The 22277-nt window shown below is 74.9% G+C and carries 16 protein-coding genes and 3 pseudogenes; 8 read left to right on the top strand and 11 right to left on the bottom strand.

Going from position 1 to position 22277, the window contains the following annotated elements; all coding sequences use genetic code 11:
• Window positions 1-33: 33 nt before the first annotated feature.
• The 5 genes from HOY81_RS02700 to HOY81_RS02680 all read right to left on the bottom strand — a co-directional run bounded on the left by HOY81_RS02700 (window position 34) and on the right by HOY81_RS02680 (window position 8764).
• Complete coding sequence (locus tag HOY81_RS02700) at window positions 34-2472, bottom strand: SpoIIE family protein phosphatase (RefSeq protein WP_237317642.1); 2439 nt, start codon at window positions 2470-2472, stop codon at window positions 34-36.
• 63 nt (window positions 2473-2535) lie between these two features.
• Window positions 2536-3216: a class I SAM-dependent methyltransferase gene (locus tag HOY81_RS02695; RefSeq protein ID WP_237317640.1), complete on the bottom strand. Its 681-nt coding sequence runs from the start codon at window positions 3214-3216 to the stop codon at window positions 2536-2538.
• Between the two features lie 154 nt (window positions 3217-3370).
• Window positions 3371-4117: a DUF402 domain-containing protein gene (locus tag HOY81_RS02690; protein WP_237317638.1), complete on the bottom strand. Its 747-nt coding sequence runs from the start codon at window positions 4115-4117 to the stop codon at window positions 3371-3373.
• 186 nt (window positions 4118-4303) lie between these two features.
• A complete protein-coding gene (locus HOY81_RS02685) occupies window positions 4304-5734 on the bottom strand; it encodes an aspartate ammonia-lyase (protein ID WP_237317635.1) in 1431 nt (476 codons plus the stop codon).
• 1335 nt (window positions 5735-7069) lie between these two features.
• Window positions 7070-8764, bottom strand: coding sequence for a fumarate hydratase (locus HOY81_RS02680; RefSeq protein ID WP_237317634.1), 1695 nt, complete (start codon window positions 8762-8764; stop codon window positions 7070-7072).
• A gap of 275 nt (window positions 8765-9039) precedes the next feature.
• Here HOY81_RS02680 and HOY81_RS02675 point away from each other — a divergent pair, with 275 nt between their 5' ends.
• Both HOY81_RS02675 and HOY81_RS02670 read left to right on the top strand, forming a co-directional pair.
• On the top strand, window positions 9040-9792 hold the full coding sequence (locus HOY81_RS02675; protein ID WP_237317631.1) for a DUF1707 domain-containing protein: 753 nt from the start codon (window positions 9040-9042) through the stop codon (window positions 9790-9792).
• Window positions 9793-9988: 196 nt separating this feature from the next.
• Window positions 9989-10351, top strand: a complete 363-nt coding sequence (locus HOY81_RS02670) for a WhiB family transcriptional regulator (protein ID WP_237317628.1) — start codon at window positions 9989-9991, stop codon at window positions 10349-10351.
• Between the two features lie 164 nt (window positions 10352-10515).
• On the opposite strand, the gene HOY81_RS02665 is transcribed toward HOY81_RS02670, so the two are convergent.
• The 5 genes from HOY81_RS02665 to HOY81_RS02645 all read right to left on the bottom strand — a co-directional run bounded on the left by HOY81_RS02665 (window position 10516) and on the right by HOY81_RS02645 (window position 16462).
• Window positions 10516-11424, bottom strand: a complete 909-nt coding sequence (locus HOY81_RS02665; RefSeq protein WP_237317626.1) for a DMT family transporter — start codon at window positions 11422-11424, stop codon at window positions 10516-10518.
• Between the two features lie 39 nt (window positions 11425-11463).
• Complete coding sequence (locus HOY81_RS02660; RefSeq protein ID WP_237317624.1) at window positions 11464-12747, bottom strand: glycosyltransferase; 1284 nt, start codon at window positions 12745-12747, stop codon at window positions 11464-11466.
• Window positions 12744-13709: an SDR family oxidoreductase gene (locus HOY81_RS02655; protein ID WP_237317622.1), complete on the bottom strand. Its 966-nt coding sequence runs from the start codon at window positions 13707-13709 to the stop codon at window positions 12744-12746. Before HOY81_RS02655 ends, HOY81_RS02660 begins: the two co-directional genes overlap by 4 nt.
• A gap of 226 nt (window positions 13710-13935) precedes the next feature.
• Window positions 13936-14802, bottom strand: coding sequence for an SDR family oxidoreductase (locus tag HOY81_RS02650; protein WP_237317620.1), 867 nt, complete (start codon window positions 14800-14802; stop codon window positions 13936-13938).
• A 142-nt stretch (window positions 14803-14944) separates the two neighbouring features.
• Entirely contained in the window at window positions 14945-16462 is a 1518-nt protein-coding gene (locus HOY81_RS02645) for a PLP-dependent aminotransferase family protein (RefSeq protein ID WP_237317618.1), read from the bottom strand.
• A 172-nt stretch (window positions 16463-16634) separates the two neighbouring features.
• Between HOY81_RS02645 and HOY81_RS02640 the strand changes: the two genes are divergently transcribed.
• The 6 genes and pseudogenes from HOY81_RS02640 (at window position 16635) to HOY81_RS02615 (ending at window position 21507) form a co-directional block, all read left to right on the top strand.
• On the top strand, window positions 16635-17447 hold the full coding sequence (locus HOY81_RS02640; protein ID WP_237317616.1) for a methyltransferase domain-containing protein: 813 nt from the start codon (window positions 16635-16637) through the stop codon (window positions 17445-17447).
• A gap of 1178 nt (window positions 17448-18625) precedes the next feature.
• Window positions 18626-19219, top strand: a complete 594-nt coding sequence (locus tag HOY81_RS02635; protein WP_237317614.1) for an RNA polymerase sigma factor — start codon at window positions 18626-18628, stop codon at window positions 19217-19219.
• The gene (locus HOY81_RS02630) at window positions 19216-19896 is read left to right on the top strand and encodes a response regulator transcription factor (protein ID WP_237317612.1); all 681 of its coding nucleotides are present in this window, start codon (window positions 19216-19218) and stop codon (window positions 19894-19896) included. The genes HOY81_RS02635 and HOY81_RS02630 overlap by 4 nt, the downstream gene beginning before the upstream one ends.
• A gap of 49 nt (window positions 19897-19945) precedes the next feature.
• Entirely contained in the window at window positions 19946-20182 is a 237-nt protein-coding gene (locus HOY81_RS02625; RefSeq protein WP_237317610.1) for a hypothetical protein, read from the top strand.
• Between the two features lie 94 nt (window positions 20183-20276).
• Window positions 20277-20504, top strand: a pseudogene (locus HOY81_RS02620) (Uma2 family endonuclease); the annotation flags it as partial.
• 50 nt (window positions 20505-20554) lie between these two features.
• A pseudogene (locus HOY81_RS02615) lies at window positions 20555-21507 on the top strand (IS481 family transposase).
• Window positions 21508-21571: 64 nt separating this feature from the next.
• Here the strand turns inward: HOY81_RS02615 and HOY81_RS02610 are convergent.
• Window positions 21572-22167: pseudogene (locus tag HOY81_RS02610) on the bottom strand (hypothetical protein); the annotation flags it as partial.
• Window positions 22168-22277: the final 110 nt, after the last annotated feature.

Here is a 22277-nt window from a genome sequence, read left to right as displayed (position 1 = left end):
CCGCCTGCCGCGCGGCCCGTGCCGGTGGGGGCGTCACTCGCCCTCGGACGGCCCCGGGGGAAGCGAGAGCTCGAACCACACCACCTTGCCGGTGGAGAGCCGGGTCGCGCCCCAGCGCCGGGCGATCCGGTTGACCAGGTACAGCCCGCGGCCGCCCTCGTCCGTCGCCCGCGCCTGCCGCAGCCGCGGGAGCTGCGGCACGTCGTCCCCGACCTCGCAGCGCAGCCGGTCCGTCCGCAGCAGCCGCAGCGTTATCGGCCGCTCCGCGTACCGCACCGCATTGGTGACCACCTCGCTCACCAGCAGCTCCAGCGAGTCCGACAGCTCGTCCAGCCCCCACCGGGACAGCGCCCGCCGCACCAGGCGGCGCGCCTGCCCGGCGGTCTGCGCGCGCGGATCCAGATACCAGTACGCCACATCGCTCGGCGCGATCCCGTCGAAGCGGGCGGCCAGCAGGGCGATGTCGTCGTCGCGGTCGCCCGGCCCCAGGATGTCCAGCACCTCGTCGCAGAGCGGCTCCAGCGGAGGCGCGGTGCCGGGACGGGTGAGCCGGGCCGTCTCGGTCAGCTTCTCCTTCAGGAACTCGATGCCCGTCCACACGTCCCGCTGCCGGGACTCCACCAGCCCGTCGGTGTAGAGCAGCAGGGTCGCACCCGCCGGCGCGTCCAGCTCCACCGCCTCGAAGTCCACGCCGCCCACGCCGATCGGTGCGCCGGCCGGTATGCGCAGCACCTCGGCCCGTCCGCCCCGGTGCAGCATCACCGGCGGCGGATGCCCGGCGTTGGCCACCACGATGCGGTGCGCGACCGGGTCGTAGACCGCGTACAGGCAGGTCGCCATCCGGTCGCTGCCCAGCCGCTGCGCCTGCTCGTCCAGGTGGTGCAGCACCTCCTGGGGCGGCAGGTCGAGCCCGGCCAGGGTCTGCGCGGTCGTCCGGAGCTGACCCATGATCGCCGCGGAGGTCATGGAGTGGCCCATCACGTCGCCCACCACCAGCGCCACCCGGCTCCCCGGCAGCGGGATCGCGTCATACCAGTCGCCGCCCACCCGCGCGGTCTCGGCCGCCGGCAGATACCGGCTGGCCAGGGTGCAGCCGGTGGGCTGCGGCAGCGCGTCCGGAAGCATGGTGCGCTGCAGCTCGTCGGCGATGTACGCCTCGCGCCCGTAGAGCACCGCCTTGTCCACGCCCAGCGCGGTGTGCGTGGCGAGCTGGGCGGCGATCAGCAGGTCGTCCTGTTCGAAGCAGGTGCGCTCGGGCCGGCGCAGAAAGACCGCCGCGCCGATCACCCGGCGGCGGCCGCGCAGCGGGGCGAGTATCGCCCGGTACCCCTCGGGCACCTGGCAGCCGGGGCCGAGCAGCTCGGGCAGCGCCTCGCTGGCCGCGTCGCTGTCGGCGAAGACCGGCCGGACACCGCGGAGCACCTCCGCCAGCGGACCGCCCGCCCGCACCTCCACATGCTCGGCCGCGCCCTCCGCCGTGCCCCCCAGCAGCGGCAGCCGCCCGCCCGGGCGCTGCTCCTCCGGGATGCGGTCGCTGCGACGCAGCCGCAGCACCACCGGGTTGGCCGGGCGCTCGTCGCCCACCGGCAACGGGTCCCGCAGATAGACCAGGATGGCGTCGCAGTACGCCGGCACGCTCGCCCGGCACAGGCCCAGGACCGTCTCGTCCAGGTCGACGCCGCGCGCGACCCGGCGGGTCGCCGCTCCGACGAAGCGCAGCCGGTCCCCGCCACGCCGCTCGCGCTCCGCGCGTTCCCCGGCCTCCGGGTCCGCGGCCCGCTCGGTGACCGGACCGGCGACGGGCTCGGCGGCCGGACCCGCGCCGGGGCCGGCCGCGGCGTCCGCCGGGCCGCCGGTGCCGGGGGCCCCGTCTGCCGGACCGGCCGCACCGGGGCCGGCGGGTCCGGACGGAGCGCCCGTGCCGTCGGGTCCGTCGGGCCCGTCGTGCCGCTCGGCCTCCTGGGGCCGGCCGGAACCCTCGGGCTGCCCGGGGCCGGTGGTCGCGCCCGTCGCGGCAGCCGCCGTCGCCGGGTCGTCGCTGCCGGGCTGGTGCGGGCGGTGGCGCACCGCGTCCTCCTCGTCGACCGGTTCGCCGTCCGCCGTCCGGCCCGCGGCGTCGTGCCGCGGGGAACCCGCGGCATCGCCCGTACCCGGCCCGCCGGTGGGCCGGGCGTCCGGCGGTCCCGACGCCGTACGGGACGGGCCGGTCTGCGGACCGCGGCGACGGGCCGGCCCGCGGGCGGCGTGCCGGTCCGGGCCGGTGGCGTCGTCCGGGCGCCGTCTGCTCACCTCGCCGGACGCGCCCGCTCCGGACGCGTCGGCGCGGGACCCCCGCCCGTTCTCCCGCGCGGGGCCGTCGGCGGTGTGCTCACGCGGGTCCGGCACCGCGGCGTGCGTCGCCTCCTCGGGCGCCGCCGCACGCGGCCTCTCGGTCTCCGCTCTGCTCGCCGCAGGCGATTCGTGCTCCGTCACGCGTTGGGTTTCCGTCCGTCCGGGGCTGCGCGTTCCTCGCGCCCAGCGATCGTGGCTCGCCGGCTAGGGGCGTCGCCGGCAGTGCAGGAAGAGCTGGATCTCGGGTGGTACGTCCGTGCTGGCCGGAGCGTAGGCATACGAGTCCTCCCCGGCGATCTCGAATCCCGCGTCACTCACGACCCGGCGCAGGTCATCCCGTAGGTAGCCGGATACCCGGATCGTGTTACCCAGGAACGGTATCGAGAAATCGTTCACATCCGCCTCCACCATGCCCAGCGCGAGCGGCGCGCCCGGGCGAAGCTGACGGTGCAGCATCTCCAGGGCGTGGGGAATCTCCGCCTGCGGCAGCATCAGCAGCGAGAAGAAGGCCGCGACGCCGTCGAACGGACCGAGCGCGTGCCGCTCCAGGTCCGCGATGTCCATGCGGTGGAACTCCGCCTCGGGCACGTACTCCCGGGCGAGCGCCAGCATGCCGGGGGAGAGGTCGATGCCGGTGACCCGGCAGCCGGCCGTCACGAGCTGGCGCGCCGTCGGCAGGCCGGTGCCGCAGCCCAGGTCCAGCACGTGCGCGCCCGGAGCGAGCTGTGCGGTCAGCCATGCGCCCGCGGCGAGCTGGCCCTCCTTGTGCGGAAAGGCCTCGTCGTAGCGGTCCCCGATGGCGTCGAAGGCCTCCGCCTGCCCGGTCCGGTCGATCGCCGCCCGGTCGTAGCCCTCGTACGCGTCCTTCCGGTCCGTGCCGCTCACGTCCGGCCTCCTCTCTCGCCACCCGCCAAGTCCCCGGGAGCGGAGGGGAGTTGCGTCACACCTGGGGGTGCGGAGGTTGATCCTACGTTTTCTCCAGGGGGGCACAGCAAGAGGTCCGCACCGGTTGTGGCACGCACGTGACCGACCAGGTGTGTCATGGCAGTCCTTCCCGGTGCGGCGCCTCCCCGTCGCGGGGCGACGGAGCGCGGTCCCAGTCCTCCGGAAGCCGTGGCACCGGCCACCGCGGGTCGGGGCGCCAGTGCTCCCAGCCGTCCGCGAACGGCGACCCCCAGGCACGGATCTCGGCGACCGCCTGCCGTCCCGCCGCCCGTACGCGCGCGGCCTGGGCCGGGTCCATCAGCCCCGCCCGCTGCGCCTGCGCGAACTCGTCCTCGTCGCGCCACTCCCAGCGTCCGTCCGGGAAGACCGCGATGTCCAGGAAGTGGTCCTCCGAGTCGACGCCGCCCGCCCAGCGGAGACGCGGCTCCTCCAGATTCACGTAGAAGTTCTTGAAGCACCACCCGTGGTCCCAGAAGAGCCACACCGACCAGGGCCGGCCCGGACTCGCCAGCTTCAGCACGCCGGTGCCCGACCAGCGGGACCGGGCCGTGGTGCGGGGCTTGGTGTAGCGGGTGGCCAGCGGTTCCAGATGCACCGGCGTGCCGTCCGCGAGCTGGGGCTTCACACAGACCGTGCCCGGCGCCATCCAGACGGCCAGCAGCTCCGGGGTGTCCCGCACCACGGTCACCGGGCGGCAGATGTGCGGGTGCCCGGCGCCGTTCGCCCGGTAGCGCCAGAGGATGTGCGCCCCCGGCGCCCATCGGCCGGCGCGCCCGGCACCCGCACCGTGCCGGGCGTGGCCGGTGTCGCCCGTACGGGGGTCTGCCGGTTCCGCTGTCATGCGCAAAGCGTAGATGGCTGCCTACAGCCTCGCCGTGACCCGTGCCGCACGGCACCCGTTCGGGTGGGGCGCGGGGGCGCGCGTCACCCGCGTCCGTCCAGGTCTCGCCGGTGGGCGGGAACGGCGGCTCCGGCGGTGGCTCAGGTGGCGGTCCGGGCGGCGGTTCGGGTGGCGCCGGGTGGTGGCTCAGGGGTGGGTCATGCGCAGCACGTCGAGGGCCTCGTCGAGCTGCTCCAGGGTCAGGTCCCCGCGTTCCACGTGCCCGGCGTCGAGCACGGCCTGCCGGATGGTGGTGCGCTCGGCCAGCGCCCGCTTCGCCACCCGGGCGGCGTTCTCGTACCCGAGGTACCGGTTCAGCGGCGTCACCACGGACGGCGACGACTCGGCGTACTCACGGGCGCGCTCGGCGTTCGCGGTGATGCCGTCCACCGTGCGGTCGGCCAGCAGGCGCGCCGCGTTCCCCAGCAGCCGGACCGACTCCAGCAGGTTCTTGCCCATGACCGGCAGCATCACGTTGAGCTCGAAGTTGCCCGACGCCCCGGCCGCGGCGACCGTCGCGTCGTACCCCGTCACCTGGGCGCACACCATGAGCACGGCCTCGGGCACCACCGGGTTCACCTTGCCCGGCATGATCGAGGAGCCCGGCTGGAGGTCCGGCAGCGCGATCTCCGCCAGCCCGGTGCGCGGGCCGGAGGACATCCAGCGCAGGTCGTTGCAGATCTTGGTCAGGCCGACGGCGATCGTCCGGAGCTGTCCGGAGGTCTCCACCAGGCCGTCCCGGGCGCCCTGCGCCTCGAAGTGGTCGCGGGCCTCGGTCAGCGGCAGGCCGGTACTGCGGGCCACCTCGGCGATCACGCGGTCCGCGAAGCCCGGCGGCGTGTTGATCCCCGTGCCCACGGCCGTCCCGCCCAGCGGCAGCTCCGCCAGCCGCGGCAGGGCGTCCCGCAGCCGCTCCACGCCGTGCCGGACCTGCGTCGCGTAGCCCCCGAACTCCTGGCCCAGGGTCACCGGGGTGGCGTCCATCAGATGGGTGCGGCCGGACTTCACCACCTCGGCGAACTCCTCCGCCTTCCGGGACAGCGCCGCCGCCAGGTGCTCCAGCGCGGGGATCAGGTCGCGGGTGACCGCGGCGGTGGCGGCGATGTGGATGGAGGAGGGGAAGACGTCGTTGGACGACTGGCTCGCGTTCACGTGGTCGTTGGGGTGCACGGGAGCGCCCAGGCGCTCCGTCGCCAGGGTGGCCACGACCTCGTTCATGTTCATGTTCGAGGAGGTGCCGGACCCGGTCTGGAAGACGTCCACGGGGAAGTGCGCGTCCCAGCGGCCCTCGGCCACCTCCTCCGCGGCTGCCCGTACGGCCTCCGCCAGCTCCCCGTCCAGCACCCCGAGCTCGGCGTTGACCACCGCCGCGGCCGCCTTGATCCGCGCCAGCGCCTCGATGTGCGCGCGCTCCAGCCGCTGGCCGCTGAGCGGGAAGTTCTCCACGGCCCGCTGCGTCTGGGCCCGCCACTTCGCGTCCGCGGGGACACGGACCTCGCCCATCGAGTCCCGCTCGATCCGGTACTCCTCCCGGTGGTCCTCGCTGCCGGAGCCGATTCCCTCGCCGGTCTCGGTCATGGTCCCTACCTCCTGCGGTCGGTCGCCGGGTGTGGTGGGTGGGCTGCGTGGGCGGTGCGGTGTCGTCGGTGGTGCGGTGTCGTGGGGAGGTGTTGTCGGGGGCGGTGCGGGTGAGCCTCGGGGGACGCTACGTGGACGATACAAGGTGTGCCGGGCCACGGGGCGCCACCTGCGCGGCGGGGGTGGTGGCGGGTGCGTTGCCGGGTGCGGGGCTCGTTCTGTTGCTGTCACTGATGGGCGGGCTACGGGGGGGGGAGGGGTGCCTTGCCGGGGCGCGTTCATGCCGCGGGCGCGGGTGGCGTGGTGGGCCGGCGTTCACCCGCCTGTGACGGGGCCGGGCGGCGGGGCGGTCGGTAGCCGGTGACGGGGTTGCCGTGGCGGGCTGCTGCCGCGCGGTGGTTCCGGTTTCGTCGTCTCGCTCCGCTCGTTGCACGTGCGTGGCACTGCGGGGTCCGGCTGCGGGCCGTTCCGGAGTGGGGGTACGCCGGGGCCACCAGGCGGTAGGCCGGGCGGGTCCTCGGGGTGGCCTCGCGGGTGCCGGCTTCCGCCACCCGGCCCGGGGCAGTGAGGTCCGGGCGTCCGGCGTGCGGCCTGCCGGGCGCGCCCCATGGCCTGGCAGGCCGGCGAGGGGCCGGATCGGGGGCAGCCTGAGTTCTTTCGCAGAGTCGGGCTTCCGGCGCTCGGCCCGGGGCCGGTGAGCGCCGGCGTCCGGCGCGCGACCTGCGGGGCGTGCCACGGCCCGGGGCCGGGCTGGCGGGCCCGGGCCCGGTGTAAGGGCTGCCAGTGGGCGCCGCCCCTGACGATTTCCGGATGATCTTGTACTGGTGCACGCTTTTGACAAAAATCGGCCCGAATCTGTCAAAAGCGTGGACCAGTACATGATCACGACGCGGGCCGGCCTCCGGCGCCCCGATCGGCCGCGCGGGCAGCCGCCCGCACCCCCGCCGGGCCCGACCCGGTCCCTCGGGTCTCCGGCGCGACCCGGCCATCGGCGTACCCCCACTCCGGAACGGCCCGCAGCCGGACCCCGCAGTGCCACGCACGGGGAACGAGCGGAGCGAGAAGACGATGCCTCAGGCACCGCGCGGCAGCAGCCCGCCAGGGCACCCCCGTCACCGGCTACCGGCCGCCCCGCCGCCCGGCCCCGTCACAGGCGGGTGAACGCCGGCCCACCACGCCACCCGCGCCCGCGGCATGAGCGCGCCCCGGCGAGGCACCTCTCCCCTCGTAGCCCGCCACGCAGTGACCCCAGCCCGGCAAGTACCCGCAGCCGCCCCTTCGGGGAGACTGCCCCGGGCGTGGGCGCTCCGGGGCGTGGGCGCCCGGTACGGGCCTTCAGCCCTGCGGGCCCACCGGGATCGAGGTGACGAAGGGCTGGGCCGGGCCGGGGTCGGTGAAGAAGTCGTTGCCCTTGTCGTCCACCACGATGAACGCCGGGAAGTCCTCCACCTCGATCTTCCAGACCGCCTCCATCCCCAGCTCGGCGTACTCCAGGACCTCCACCTTCTTGATGCAGTCCTGGGCCAGCCGGGCGGCCGGGCCGCCGATGGAGCCGAGGTAGAAGCCGCCGTGTGTCTTGCAGGCGTCGGTGACCTGCTTGCTGCGGTTGCCCTTGGCGAGCATCACGAAGGACCCGCCGGCCGCCTGGAACTGTTCGACGTAGGCGTCCATGCGGCCGGCCGTGGTGGGCCCGAAGGAGCCGGAGGCGTAGCCCTCGGGGGTCTTGGCGGGGCCCGCGTAGTAGACCGCGTGGTCGCGGAGGTACTGCGGCATCTCCTCGCCCGCGTCCAGCCGCTCCTTGATCTTGGCGTGGGCGATGTCGCGGGCGACGACGAGCGGCCCGGTGAGCGAGAGCCGGGTCTTCACCGGGTGTTTGGACAGCTCGCTGCGGATCTCGGCCATGGGGCGGGTCAGGTCGATCCGTACGACGTCCTCGTCCTCGGCGAGGTCCTCCTCCGTGGTTTCCGGGAGGAAGCGGGCCGGGTCCTTCTCGAGCTGCTCCAGGAAGACGCCTTCCGAAGTGATCTTCGCCCGGGCCTGCCGGTCGGCCGAGCAGGAGACGGCGATCGCGACCGGGCAGGAGGCGCCGTGCCGGGGCAGCCGCACCACGCGCACGTCGTGGCAGAAGTACTTGCCGCCGAACTGCGCCCCGATGCCGATCCGCTGGGTCAGCTCGAACACCTGCTGCTCCAGTTCGGTGTCCCGGAAGCCGTGCCCGGCGGGGGAGCCCTCGGCCGGCAGCGCGTCGAGGTAGTGGGCGGAGGCGTACTTGGCGGTCTTCAGCGCGTACTCGGCGCTGGTGCCGCCGACGACCACCGCAAGGTGGTAGGGCGGGCAGGCGGCGGTGCCCAGGGAGCGGATCTTCTCCTCCAGGAACGCCATCATCGACGCCTCGTTGAGTACCGCCTTCGTCTCCTGGTAGAGGAAGGACTTGTTGGCGCTGCCGCCGCCCTTGGCCATGAAGAGGAAGGAGTACGCGTCGCCGTCGGCGGCGTAGAGCTCGATCTGCGCCGGGAGGTTGGTGCCGGTGTTCTTCTCCTCCCACATGGTCAGCGGCGCCATCTGGGAGTAGCGCAGGTTGAGCGTGGTGTAGGCGTCGTGGATGCCGCGGGAGAGGGCCTCCTCGTCGCGGCCGGCGGTGAGGACGTTCTGGCCGCGCTTGCCCATCACGATGGCGGTGCCGGTGTCCTGGCACATGGGGAGCACCCCGGCCGCCGCGATGTTGGCGTTCTTCAGCAGGTCCAGCGCGACGAAGCGGTCGTTCGGGCTGGCCTCGGGGTCGTCCAGGATGCGGCGGAGCTGGGCGAGGTGCGCCGGGCGCAGATAGTGCGAGATGTCCTGCATGGCCTCGGCGGCGAGCGTGCGCAGCGCCTCCGGCTCCACCTGGAGGAAGGTCCGGCCGCCTGCCTCGACGGTGCGCACGCCCTCGGAGGTCACCAGCCGGTACGGCGTCTCGTCGGCGCCGAGCGGCAGCAGGTCCGTGTAGTGGAACTCGGGGCCGGAGCCGGACGGGCGGGGGCTGGAGGCCATGGGTCCTCTTCCTCTCGACGGTGAGCGCGCCTCACAGGGTAGAGCGCCCGGGGCCCCGGCCTGCCGCGGGGCCGCCCCGGGCGGCCCCGCGGCAGGCCGGGTGCGACCGGGACCCGTCGGATGAGGCCCGGGGCGGCCGGGAGCCGGGCGGCCGGCGGGCGCTGCTGCCGGAGGCCGCGGTTCCGGAGGCCCGCGGTCCGGAGTCCGGGAAGAGCCTGCGGAGAAGGCCCTGCGGGGGTAGTCGCGATCTATCGCGTTTGGGTAGGGTGAGGGGCGTGACCGACTCACCGCTCGAGAAGAAGACTTCCCTCGAGAAGCCCGCCCGTCAGCCCGCCGGGGAGCCCGGGCCGCAGCGCGAGCAGTCCGGACGGCAGCCCGCCACCCGGCCGGCGGCCGAGGCCGAGGTCCGCGCCTCGGACGCGGACCGGGACCGCGTCGCGGACATCCTGCGGGAGGCCCTCGCCGAGGGCCGGCTGAACGCCGAGGAGCATTCCGAGCGGCTCGACGCCGTCTATGCGGCGAAGACCATGGGCGAGCTGGAGCCCCTGGTGCGGGACCTGCCGCACACCCGCCCGGGCGCGGAGCCGGCCGGGCAGCGCTGGGCGTACGCCGCGCCGGCGCAGCACGACGGCTCGGTGGACCACGCGATCGCGATCTTCAGCGGCGCCACCCGCAAGGGGCGCTGGCGCGTCGGCCGCAAGACGTTCGCGTTCGCCTGCTTCGGCGGGGTGGACATCGACCTCACCGAGGCGGTCTTCGAGCACCGGGAGATCGTGATCAACGCCATGGCGATCTTCGGCGGGGTGGACGTCAAGGTGCCGGAGAACGTCTCCCTGCGCGGCCGCGGCACCGGCATCTTCGGCGGCTTCGAGGTGCGTTCCCACGAGTCGGAGGACGCGGGCGCGCCGGTCGTGGTGATCAAGGGAGCGGCGGTCTTCGGCGGGGTGGAGGCCAAGCCGAAGCGCGGCAAGCGCCTGCGCGACCTCCGCAAGCGGCACGGCGGGGACCCGCACGGCGGCTGTCACTGACCCGTGTCCTGCGGGAGCGGTGGGAAAGCTGTGGCCCAAGCTCCAGCACCGTGTGCATAAGCGTGCGCACAGCGGGTAGGGCTGGTGCATCGTCTCTCGTACGGCGAGCAGCGCGACGTGCCGTGCGCAGCAAGACGGGTGAAGGTGCATCTGACGACAGATCGACCAGCCGTAGCCGTTGCGTCAGGAGTAGACCGTGCTGCAAACGCCGCATCAGTCCCTGCAGGCCGCCGCCGCGCCCGCCCCCCGGCCGCGAGTGCGCGACGACCAGGCGGGCCCCTGGCACTCGGAGGCCGTGTGCCGCCGGGACGAGGCGGGACTCTTCTTCGCTCCCTCCAAGGAGCCGACGGCGGCCCGGCTCTCCCGGGAGCAGGCGGCGAAGCGGGTCTGTGCGCGGTGTCCGGTGCTGATCGAGTGCCGTGAGCACGCGCTGGTGCAGCCGGAGCCGTACGGCGTCTGGGGCGGGCTGACGGCCGCCGAGCGGCGGGTCGTGCTCGCCCGCCGCCGTCGCGCGGCGGCAGGGGGCGAGCCCGGCGCTTCGGTGCGCCGCATCGCCTGAGCCGCACGGTCCGCCACCGGTCCGGTCCGCGGTCCGCTCCCGGGCGGGCCCCGAGCCGGGGCCGGCCCGGTCCTGATCCGGCGGGGAGGCCGCCGTTGCGGCGGGGCCCGTGGCCCCGCCGCAACGGCGCCCGCGCCCAGGTGCGGGTCCCCGCCGCTCACTGGTCAGGAACGGTCCGTGGGCCAGTGCACCTCGGCGTTGCGCTCGCGCTGGTGGAGGGCGGCCAGCAGCGGAGAGGTGTCCAGCAGCACGATGCCGGCGAAGAGCAGCGCCACGCCGACCGCGGCGACGGGCAGGGCCACCCAGCCCGTCTGCACGCTCTCCCCGAAGAGCCCGATGCCGAATCCGATGGCCACCGCCGGTTCGGCGGCGTCGAAGACCGGGACGCTGGCGGCCAGCGGCCCGGCCTGGAAGGCGCTCTGGATGAGCAGCAGCCCGGTGATGCTGGCCGCCACCATCAGATAGGTCTGCCAGGCGGTGAAGAGCACCCCGGGCCCCTCGTCCAGCAGGTCGATGGTGGCGTCCAGCAGGACCGACTGGGTGCCCATCACCAGCCCCCCGGCGAGCGCGAGCAGCGAGGCCCGGGGGGCCTCGCCGACGTGGCGGCTGGCCGCCAGCACGGTCAGCACCAGGCCGCCCATCACCGACAGGCTGAGCAGCCAGCCCGTGGTGCCGGCGCGCGGGTCGCCGCCCTGCGGCTGTGCGGCGTACAGCGCCGCCGTGAGGCCGACGGTGACCGCCCCCACCCCCAGCCACTCCCGGCGGCCCAGCCGCATGCGGTGCAGCCGGGCGGAGAGCGGGATGGCGAAGATCAGTTCGGTCACGATCAGCGGCTGGACGAGGGAGAGCGGCCCGTGAGCCAGGGCGACGCCCTGGAAGACGTACGCCAGCACCGCCAGCCCGATGCCGGTCAGCCACACCGGCTGCCGGGCCAGGTGCAGCAGCAGTTGGTAGGAGAGCGACTCGCGCTCGGGGCGGGCGGCGGCCGAGTGCTGCTGCAGCACGCCGGCCAGGGCGAAGCAGCTCCCGGCCGCCAGCGAGGCGGGGACCGCGATCAGCAGGGTGTCACTCACGTGTGTGGTCCACAGGGGTAGACGAGGGCGGCAGCGGGGTCACGGGCGCGGCGATGGGGCCACGGGCGGGAGGAGGACGGGCGGGGTCACCGCCCGCCAGACCGGAAGCAGGTCCTCCGTCAGCACCTCCGTCCAGGTGCGGAGCCGCTCCCGGCCGGTCGCCGCGGCGCGCTCGGCGATCGCGGCCCGCAGCGCCGGATCGTCCACCAGCCGTCCCAGGGCCGCGGCCCAGCCGCCGGCGGTGTCGTCCTCCACCACCACCCCGTCCGCGCCGGGCGCGGCGAGCCACCGTACGGTCCGTGCGCCGGCGGGCAGCACCACCGGGAGCCCGCAGGCCAGCGCCTCCCCGACGACGTTCCCGACGGTCTCGCTGCGGGAGGGGAAGGCCAGCACGTCGCTGGCCGCGTAGGCGAGCGCCAGCTCCTCCTGGGGGAGCACGCCGAGCAGGGTGGCCGCCGTGCCCAGGCGGTCCGCCACCCGCGAGGCGTCCGGCCCGTCCCCGGCGACCAGGAGCTGCACCCGCCTGCCGCGGGCCAGCAGGCGCCGCACCGCCTCGGTCAGCAGCAGCACCCGTTTCGAGGCGTCGGCGCGGCCGGCGAAGAGCACCAGCGTGCGCCCCGGCGGCACGTCGTGGCGACGCAGGAAGGCGGCCCGCGCCGACGCGTCGGCGTGGAAGCGGCCCCGGTCCACGCCCCGCCCCAGCAGCGAGACCCGGTGGGCGCCCACCACCGAGGCGAGCTCGGCGCGTTGCTCCGGCTCGGCCACCAGGGTGTGGTCGCAGGCCCGCAGCAGCCGGTCCCGGCGGCGCCGCAGCACCGTGCCCGCCAGCCGCCCGGCGGCCGCGCTCCGGCCGCCCAGGAAGGCGGTCGCCAGCTCCGGCACGTCGGTGTGGACGGAGGCCACCAGGCCCGCCCGGCTGGACCGCCGCAGCCGGACGGCGGTCCCGGCGAAGGCGAAGAGGTGCGTCAGGTGCCAGACGTCGTGCTGCTGCCGGAGCCGGCGGGCGAGCAGCGGGCGCCACGGGGCCAGGTCGGAGGCGTCGACCCCGCCGTGCCGGGTCAGCGGCGCCGTGCTGACCACCGGCCGCAGCGCCACGAAGCGCACCGCGGGGGAGAGCGGGTGCAGCCCGGGCCGCGGCCCCAGTACGTAGACCGTCAGGTCCACGCCCAGCTCGTCCGGTTCCAGCTCGGCGGCGGCCTCGGCGAGCCGCTCCCAGCACTTCACCTGGCCGCCCGCGTGCGGGGTGCGCATCAGCTCCATGAGCACCGCGACGGAGGGCGTACGGGCGCCGGGGCGCCGCACGCCCGGCTCGGGTGCGTTCACGAGCGCGCCCCCGGGGCCGCCCGGCCGTCACCCGGCGCGTCCCGGTCTCGCGTGGTGGGTCCGCCGGTGCCCGGCGCGCGGGAGCCGGGCCCGCCGGTTCCCGGTCCGCCGTCCCCCGGCCCGTCGTCGCCCGGCCCGCCGTCACCCGGCCCGCGGGTGGTCGCCTCTCCGGCGCGGGACGCGTGCCGCGGGGTGCTCTGCCGCCGCACCAGCCGGTGCAGCAGCTCCGGGCTCACGGCGCCGAGCAGGTCCAGCACCCGGTAGTGCCGCGGTACGCAGCGCTGCAGCCGGGGCCGGTCGAGGAGCCGCACCACCGCGCGGGCCACCCGCTCCGGCGGCACCAGCCGCCGCTCCACCCGGCCGCGCAGCGCCTCCAGTTCCGTACGGCGGAAGTACGCGGTGTCCACCAGGCCCGGGTGGACGACGCTGAAGCGCACGCCGGCCGGCCCGTACTCGGCGGCGAGGCTCTCGGTGAGCGCGGTGAGCGCGGACTTCGCGGCCACGTAGCCGCTGTGGCCCCACGGGCCCATCTTGGTGGAGATGGAGGCCACGTTGACCACGTGACCCGTGCCTCGTGCCCGCATCGACGGCAGGACGGAGCGGATCGCCGCCGCCGGGCCGAAGTAGTGCACCTGCATCAGGGCGTGCAGGGTGTCCGGCTCGGTCTCCAGGAACGTCTCGTACTGGCCGTGGCCCGCGCAGTTCACCAGGGCGTCGACCGGGCCGGCGCGCGCGGTCACCTCCGCGAGGCGCGGTGCCACCTCGGCCTCGCGGGACAGGTCGAGCGGGAGCGGCAGGCTGGGGGCGTGGCGGCCGAGCTCGTCCGCGAGTTCCTCCAGCCGGCCGGACCGGCGCGCCACGAGGACGGTGGGGAAGCCGCGCCGGGCGAGCGCGCGAGCCGTCGCCTCCCCGATCCCGCTCGAGCTGCCGGTGACGATGGCCAGCCCTCGGTTCCGTGCCATCCGCCCAGCACAGCAGAGCCCACGCCCCGGGCGGCCGATTCCCCCGAACAAGGGCGCGTTGCGGCGAGCGCGCGGCCCGTCCGCGCCGGGCGCGCGCTCTGGGGCGCCGGCGCCCCTCGTACGGACCGCGGCCCGCGACGTACGGGCTGCGGCCCGCGACCGCCGGGGGCTCCCCGTCCGGCAGGCTCCGCCCGGCTCGCCGTGCCGCGGCGGCCGGGGCGCCCGCCTACCCCGCGTGCTCACGGCGCCGCCGGGTCGGCTTGGCCACCAGCCGGTGCGCCGCCGCCTTCACCCGGTCCGGCAGCACCGCACCGGCGGCCCCCTGCAGCCGGGTCGCCGGTGACCCGGCGATCACCTTGCCGCGGCCCGCCATCAGCGCCTGGTAGCCCTGCCGGGCCACCAGCCGGGGGTCGTCCTTCGGCGCCCGCCCGAGCGGGGTGTCCGCCATCCCGGCGCGCCGGAAGAAGTCCGTATCCGTCGGGCCCGGCATCAGCGAGGTCACGGTCACCCCGGTGCCCCGCAGCTCCTCCGCGAGGGCCTGCGCGAACGACTGGAGGAAGGATTTGGAGGCGTTGTAGACGGACTGGAAGGAGCCCGGCATGGTGCTCGCCACCGAGGAGGTGATCAGCACCCGACCCGCGCCGCGCTCCACCATGCCCGGCAGCAGCCGGTGGGCGAGGTGCACGGTCCCGGAGACGTTGAGGTCGATCACCCGTGCCTGGTCCGCCAGCTCGGTGTCCAGAAAGGCGCCGCCCTGCCCCACCCCGGCGTTCAGCACCAGCACGTCCACCGGGCGGCCGGTCGCCCGTACCGCCGCGCAGAGCTTCTCCACCCCGTCGTAGGTGGCCAGGTCGGCCGGCACGGCCTCGGCGTCCGCCCCGCCCGCCCGTACGGTGGCGGTCGCGAGGTCCAGGGACGTGTTGCCGGAGCCCCCGGCGGCTCCCGGGGCCGCCGCGGCGCCCGCGGCGGCGTCCTCGTGGTCCTCGGCGTTCAGTATCAGGTCGTGGCCGTGCGCGGCGAGCACGCCCGCGAGCTCCAGGCCGATGCCGCGGGAGGCGCCGGTGACGACCGCGAGGGGCCGCTGTGCGTTCATGCCCGGCGGGTGTCCCGCGGTCGGCCGTCCACACCTTTCCTGCGGTCCGGCCCCGGGGCGTGCCGCTCACCCCGTGCCTGCGGCCCCGTGCCCGGTCCCGTGGTCTTCCCGTGCCCTGCGGCTCGCTCCCGGGCCCTGCCGCTCACCCCGTGCCGCGAAGCCGGCGCACCTCCTCGCCGAGCACGGCGACGCCCTCCGCGAGGACCGCGGGCGTCCGCGCGGCGTACCCCAGCACCAGACCCGGCGGGTGCGGGCGCTGGGCGTGCCAGGAGAGCGGGTGCACCGTGACGCCCCGGGCGAGCGCCGCCGCGGCCACCGCGGTGTCGTCGAGGTGCGAGCAGTCCCCGGGCCCTCCCGCGGGCCCCTCGAAGGTGACCATGAGGTGCAGACCCGCCGCCGCGCCGTGTACCCGGGCGCCCGGCAGGTGCCGGCGCACCGCCGCGATCACGGCGTCCCGGCGGCGCCGGTGGCGGCCGCGCAGCGTCCTCAGGTGGCGCTCCAGCCCACCGGAGTCCATCAGCCGCGCCAGGACGAGCTGCGGCAGCGCCGCGCTGCCCAGATCCGCGTACCGCTTGGCCTCGATCAGCGCCTCCCGGTGCCCGGCCGGCGGCAGGATCCAGCCGATCCGCAGCGCGGGCGCCAGCAGCTTGGAGACGCTGCCGGTGTAGCAGACCCGCTCGGCGAGGAGCGAGCGCAGCGCGGGCACCGGCGGCCGGTCGTAGCGGTGCTCGGCGTCGTAGTCGTCCTCGACGACCAGTCCGCCCTCGCCGGCCCAGCGCAGCAGCTCCCGCCGCCGTTCCCCGCCGAGCACCACCCCGGTCGGGAACTGGTGCGCCGGGGTCAGCACCACCGCGGGTGCCCCCGAAGACCGCAGGGCGTCCACCCGTACGCCCTCGCCGTCCACCGGGACCGGCGGCGTGTCCAGCCCCCAGTGCCGCAGGTGCTGGCGGGTGCCCAGCGAACCAGGGTCCTCGACCGCCGCGGCCCCGGTGCCGTCGTCCCGCAGGACCTGCGCGATCAGGCCCAGCGCCTGGGCCACCCCGGCGACGATCAGCACCTCGTCCGGGTCCGCGCGGATCCCGCGGTTCCGGGCCAGCCAGCGGGAGACCGCCCGGCGCAGGGTCTCGCTGCCGCGCGGGTCGCCGTAGCCCAGGTCGGGCGCCGAGAGGCCGTCCAGCACCGCCCGTTCGGCGCGCAGCCACGCCGTGCGGGGGAACGCGGAGAGGTCGGGCAGACCCGGTGAGAGGTCGATGCGGGCCGGCACCGCACGCAGCCGGTCGAAGACGTCGGCGCCCGGCGGCCCGTCGAACACCGGGGACCGGGCGGACGCCGCCGGCCGCTCGGCGGGCGGCGGCTGTGGCGGCGGCGCGGCGACCACCACGGTGCCGTTCCGGCCCCGGCCCGCGACGTGCCCGTCCTCGGTCAGCCGCTGGTACGCCTCGGTGACCACGCCCCGGGACACCTGGAGCTCGCCGGCCAGCACCCGGGTGGCCGGCAGCCGGCTCCCCACCGGGAGCCGGCCGTCCGCGATGGCCGCCCGTAGCCGCCGCGCCAGCCACTCGGCGAGGCCGCCGCGCGGCGCCTCCTCGGCGCGGAGCTGGAGGAAGTCGGAGCCCGGAACTTTGGACCTCTGAAAGGCCTCCGGATTGGACCTGTCCACTGGTCCAGAGTACGGCCAGGATCGAGCGCACGGCCCCGGCACCGGGGCCGCCCGGCGGGCGCGACCTTTCGGGAGCGCTTCGGGGACGAGACGGCTTCGGCACGGCTGCGCTTCGGCGGCGCTCCGAGGGCCGGTTCCGCCGGTCGGTGACGTGGTGAGGAGACGGAGAGCGATGACGGTCGACTACGTGCACGGGTACTCGGCGCACGAGACCCGCCGCCTCGGCGACCAGGCGGACACCCTGGCCGCCCTGCTGCACGAGGGCACCGCCTACCCGGCGGGCAGCCGGGTGCTGGAGGCCGGCTGCGGGGTGGGCGCGCAGACGGTGCACCTGCTGGACTCCAGCCCCGGAGCGCGGCTGGTCGCGGTCGACCGCTCCGCGGACTCCCTGACCGCCGCCCGCGCCCGGGTGGCCGCCCGGCACCCCGGGGCAGCGGTGGAGTGGCACCGGGCCGACCTCCACGCGCTGCCGTTCGGGGACGGGGAGTTCGACCACGTCTTCGTCTGCTTCGTGCTGGAGCATCTGCCGGACCCGCTGCGTACGCTCACCCTGCTCCGCCGGGTGCTGCGCCCCGGCGGCACGCTCACCGTGATCGAGGGCGATCACGGCTCCGCCTTCTTCCACCCCGACAGCCCGTACGCCCGGGCCGCGATCGACCACCAGGCGCGGTTGCAGGCCGACGTCGGGGGCGACGCGTACACCGGCCGCCGGCTGTCCCCGCTGCTGGCCGGAGCCGGCTACGCGGACATCACGGTGACCCCCTGCCCGGTCTACGCCGACCGGACGCGCCCCGGGCTGGTGGAGGGGTTCACCCGGCGCACCTTCATCGCCGCAATCGAGTCGGTCGGCGCCTCCGCGGTGGCCGCCGGGTTGTCCACGGCGGCCGACTTCGCACGGGGCATCGCGGACCTGCGCCGCACCGCAGGGCCCGACGGGACCTTCCACTACACCTTCTTCAAGGCCCGCGCCACGGTCCCGGGGTGAGGGGACGCCTGCGCGGCTGGGGTGGCGGGGGTCTTCGTCCGGGTGCGGGACCAGTCCGTGGTCGCGGTCACTGCTTGGCGGGCTACGGGGGCAGGGGTGGTGGGTGGCGGGCTCGTTCAGGCTGCCGGCGCGGGTGGCGTGGTGGGCTGGGGTTCACCCGTCTGTGAGGGGGCCGGGCGGCGGGGCGGTCGGTAGCCGGTGACGGGCGCACCGTGGCGGGCTGCTGCCGCGCGGTGCCTGAGGTTTCGTCTTCTCGCTCCGCTCGTGTCACGTGCGTGGCGCTGCGGGGTTCGTCTGCGGGCCGTTCCGGAGTGGGGGTGCGCATGATCGCGGCCTACGGGGGCGGGTCGGGCGTTCGCCCTGTCGCCCGGCGACGGGCTGCGGGTCGGACTCCACGGCGTGGCGGGCGGGCGCCGTGTCCGGCAAGGGCCTTCGGGCCGGGGGTAAGGGGCGCCATTGGGTACCACCTCTGATGAATCCCCGGTGATCTTGTACGGGTCCACATAAAGCCCAGAATGCGGCCCGAATTTGGGCTTTATGTGGACCAGTACAAGATCGTCATAGGCGCCACCCACTACCACCCCTTACATTCGGTACCGAATGAGGCCACCCGGCCCCCGAGAGGGTGCCTCGGGCACTCGGCGCGGCCCATCGGGCGCGCGCCGCGACCCGGGCAGCCTGTGGCGCAGCCCGGCCGCCCCCAGGCACCCGGCCACGCGCACCCCCACTCCGGAACGGCCCGCAGACGGACGAGGACGGGCCACCGGCGTGACACGAGCGGAGCGAGAAGACGAAACCTCAGGCACAGCGCGGCAGCAGCCCGCCACGGTGCGCCCGTCACCGGCTGCCGCCCGCCCCGCCGCCCGGCCCCGTCACAGGCGGGTGAACCCCAGCCGGCCACGCCACCCGCGCCGGCAGCCTGAACGGGCCCGGCACCCACCACCTCTCCCCTCGTAGCCGGCCAAGCAGTGACCACGGCCCACCACGCAGTCGCACTCGGCCGGGGCCTGCCACTCCTCCCGCCGCGCTGCCGTGTTCCCGCGCCGCTCCTCCCGCCGCGCTGCCGTGTTCCCGCTGTGACATGCCTCACGCCCCCGGGCTCGAACAAATCTGTAACCAGAGGTGGCCCTTCGGGCAATAACGGGTGACGCCATGGTGAAGGAAGGACGGTGAGGCAGATGCGCGAGACGACATGCGTCCCTGCCCCGGGGAGGGACCGCCAGTTCGGAACGGCCGTGGGGGAGGCCCGTTCACCCGGCGAGGGATGGCCCGGCGACGGCCTGGAGGACGTCATCCACGATGCCCTGCTGATCGAGCTGTCCCGGAACGACCCAGGCTGTTTCGCCGAGTTCTACGACCGCCGTGCGCCGGAGATCCACCGGTACGCCGAGTTCCGGCTCGGCCCGGAACTGGTGGACGACGTGGTCGCGGAGACCTTCCTCCGCGGCTTCCGTGCGCGGCACGGCTACGACGCCGGCCGGTGTGCCGCCCGGCCCTGGCTGTACGGGATCGCCGGCCGGGTGATCGGGGGGCACCGGCGTCGTGAGGCGGTGCGCTACCGCGCGCTGCGGTCGACCTCCGCGGACCCGGCGACCCGCCGGCTGGCCGGCGCACTCGGCGGGCTGCGCCGGAGGGACCGGGACGTGCTGCTGCTCAGCGACTGGGCCGGGCTCGCGCTGCCGGAGGTGGCGACGGCCCTGCGGGTGCCCGTACGAAGGGCGCAGACGGCGCTGGAGCGCGCGTACCACCGTCTCGAGGGGGAGCCGGCGTGATACGTGTGCTGCTGGTCGAGGACGACGAGGCGACCGGCGAGGCGCTCTCCACCCTGCTCCGCGGGGAGGGGTTCGAGGTGGACGGAGCCAGCACCGGCCGGGACGGCCTGCGCCGCTTCCAGGACGACGGCGCCGACCTGATCCTGCTGGACTGGATGCTCCCGGAGATCTCCGGGCTGGACGTCTGCCGGACGGTGCGTCAGGAGTCCAACGTCCCGATCATCATGGTCACCGGCAAGGACAGCGAGATCGACAAGGTGGTCGCGCTCGAGGTGGGCGCCGACGACTACGTCGTGAAGCCGTACTCCTCACGCGAGCTCATCGCCCGGATGCGAGCGGTGGTGCGGGGCCGGAGGAACGCCGGCCCCCCGCCCTCCAGAGTGCTGGAGTCCGGTCCCGTGCGGATGGACCTGGAGCAGCGCCAGGTCACGGTCTCCGGGGAGGAGGTCCCGCTGCCGCTCCGCGAGTACGAGCTTCTGGGGCACCTGCTGCGCCACGCCGGCCGGGTGACCACCAAGCGGCAGATCGCGGACGGGCTCTGGGGGGTGCACAACAAGGGCGTCGGCAGGTCGATCGACGTCCACATCCGGCGGCTCCGGATGAAGATCGAGCCCGACCCCAAGCGCCCCCGGCATCTGCTGACGGTGCGCGGCGTCGGGTACAAGTTCCAGTCCTGAGCAGGCCCGGTCCCCGAAGCTCCCAGCCCTGAGGAAGGTGTCCGGCGAGATGACCTCCGAGACCTCCGGCGACGCGTCCGCGGACGGGGCGCGGCTGATCCGTTCCGCGCGGGCGGACCGCGCCCTGCCGCGGCCCGCCCGGCTCGCGCTGCCCCGCAGCCTCCTGACGGCCGCCATCGCGGCGGAGCAGGCCAAGCCCCCGGCGCCCGGCGGCGCCGGGCGCCCCCGCCGGTTCCGTCTGCTCCGGCTGCCCCGTCTGCCGTCCCTGCTCCGCCGCCTCCGCTGACGACCCGCCCGCAGCCCGCCCGCCTCCCGCGGGCGGGCCCGGCGCCGGGCCCGCATGCGTGGTTTGTGTCGCTCCGAGTGGCTATCGTTGAGCTATGACCGCACTGCCCGACTGGATGCGCCCGCCGCGCCCCGAAGGCTGGTTCGCGGAGGACCTGGACCGTCTCCCCGAGGCACCCCGCCACACGGAACTGATCGACGGAGCGCTCGTCTTCATGATGTCGCCGCAGCGGTCCTGGCACGGCCGCCTCGTCACCGGCCTGACGACCGCGCTCATGGCCGAGGCGCCGGAGGGTTTCGAGGTGGAGCGGGAGATGACGATCCTGATTCCGGTGTGGATTGCGACGTCTACACCGATGATCAGGAGGCCCTCGTGTCCCACCGTAACGCGCCGCTGACCCCGACCGGCCGGTTGCGTCTGGCCCGCTGTGTCGTGGACGACGGATGGCCGCTGCGACGGGCCGCCGAGCGGTTCCAGGTCGCCCACACCACCGCCGCCCGGTGGGCCGGCCGCTACCGGCAGCACGGCGAAGCCGGTATGCACGACCGCTCCAGCAAGCCACGTCACTGCCCACTGCAGACCCCGCCGGCAACGGAAGCACAGGTGGTGCGGATGCGTCGCGAGCACCGCATCGGTCCGCTGCGTTTGGCAGCCCGCACCGGTCTCGCCGCTTCCACCTGCCACCGCATCCTCTCCCGGCACGGCCTGCCACCACTGGCCATGCTGGACCGCGCCACCGCGAACCCGTACGGCGCTTCGAGCGCACCCGCCCCGGCGAACTGGTCCACATCGACGTCAAGAAACTCGGCCGTATCCCCGAGGTGGCGACCCTCGGCCGCTCCGCCGGGACCGCGAACAAGGACCGCCGTAACGGAGCCGGATACGCCTTCCTGCACACCGCGCTGGACGACCACTCCCGCCTGGCATACACCGAAGACCTGCCCGACGAGCGGGCCGGCACCTGCGCCGGCTTCCTGACCCGTGCGACGGCCTGGTTCGCCGCCCAGGGCGTCACCGTCGAACGCGTACTGACCGACAACGCCTGGTCCTACACCAAGACCACCTGGCGCCGGACCTGCCGCGAACTGGGCCTATCCCCACGCTGGACACGACCGTGGAGGCCACAGACGAACGGCAAGGTCGCACGCTTCCACCGCACCCTGCTCGAGGAATGGGCCTACCATCAGCCCTACACCTCAGAAACAGAGCGCCAGGCAGCCTTCCCCGACTGGCTGGACTGGTACAACTACCACCGACCCCACACCGGCATCAGCGGCAACGTGCCAGCCAGCCGCGTCACCAACCTGTCCGGACAACACACCTAGGCGCCGCGTGAAGTCCTCGCGAAGCGCTTGCAGCACCTTCGTCAGGACGCCGGCCTCACCGGGAAGTCGGCGCGGTCATGTTGGCCCAGTTCAGGTCCGCGTGCGCCCGGCGCCCACCGCTCAACGGTCGTGTCGAAATCACCCGAGAACGCGCTGCGGATGGACTCGCTGACGAGGGTCTGCGTCATGGTGACGGTGTCCGGCGTGGCAACGCGCCTCGTGTGCTGAGCCGCAAGCGCTTCCAGTGAGGCGTTGAACGCCTGCCACCACTCATCCGACAGCTTCGGCGCCTCGCTCAGCACAGCGGTGCCGATAGACGCTCCCGGCAGGAGCTCGGTCTCGTCGGCACGCCACATCACCGGCTCACCCGCGTCCCGGCACACCACACGCCCACCCCTGCCATGCGGGCTGAGCAATCCCTTCCAGACGTGCGGCGCACTCGGTACCGTTCCACCCCTGAACGCTGATCTTGTCGAGCCCACGCCTCTCGACACGCACCCACGTAGCACGATCCGTCCGCGCCCCGACCGAGCGGCGCTTACGGACAACCGCATCCCGGTCCAAGCGGGCCTGAAGGGTCCGCTCCACTCGGTCGAGAACGTCGCCAACCGGTTCAACTCGCAAGTCGACGGCACGCGCCGAAGGTACCGAGAGCGTCATGTGGGCGACCGTAGCACTGGGACAACTTGCACAGGCTCATCTTGGCCACACCCGTCGCTGCATCCACTACCCCGGTACATCCGACTGTCGGTCCACCCCACCCTTCTACC

Origin of the sequence: Streptomyces sp. JJ36 (assembly GCF_021696945.1) — a bacterium.
Lineage (GTDB): Bacteria > Actinomycetota > Actinomycetes > Streptomycetales > Streptomycetaceae > Streptomyces.
Note: the sequence above shows the minus strand (reverse complement) of the source record. Positions and strands in the feature narration are given on the sequence as shown.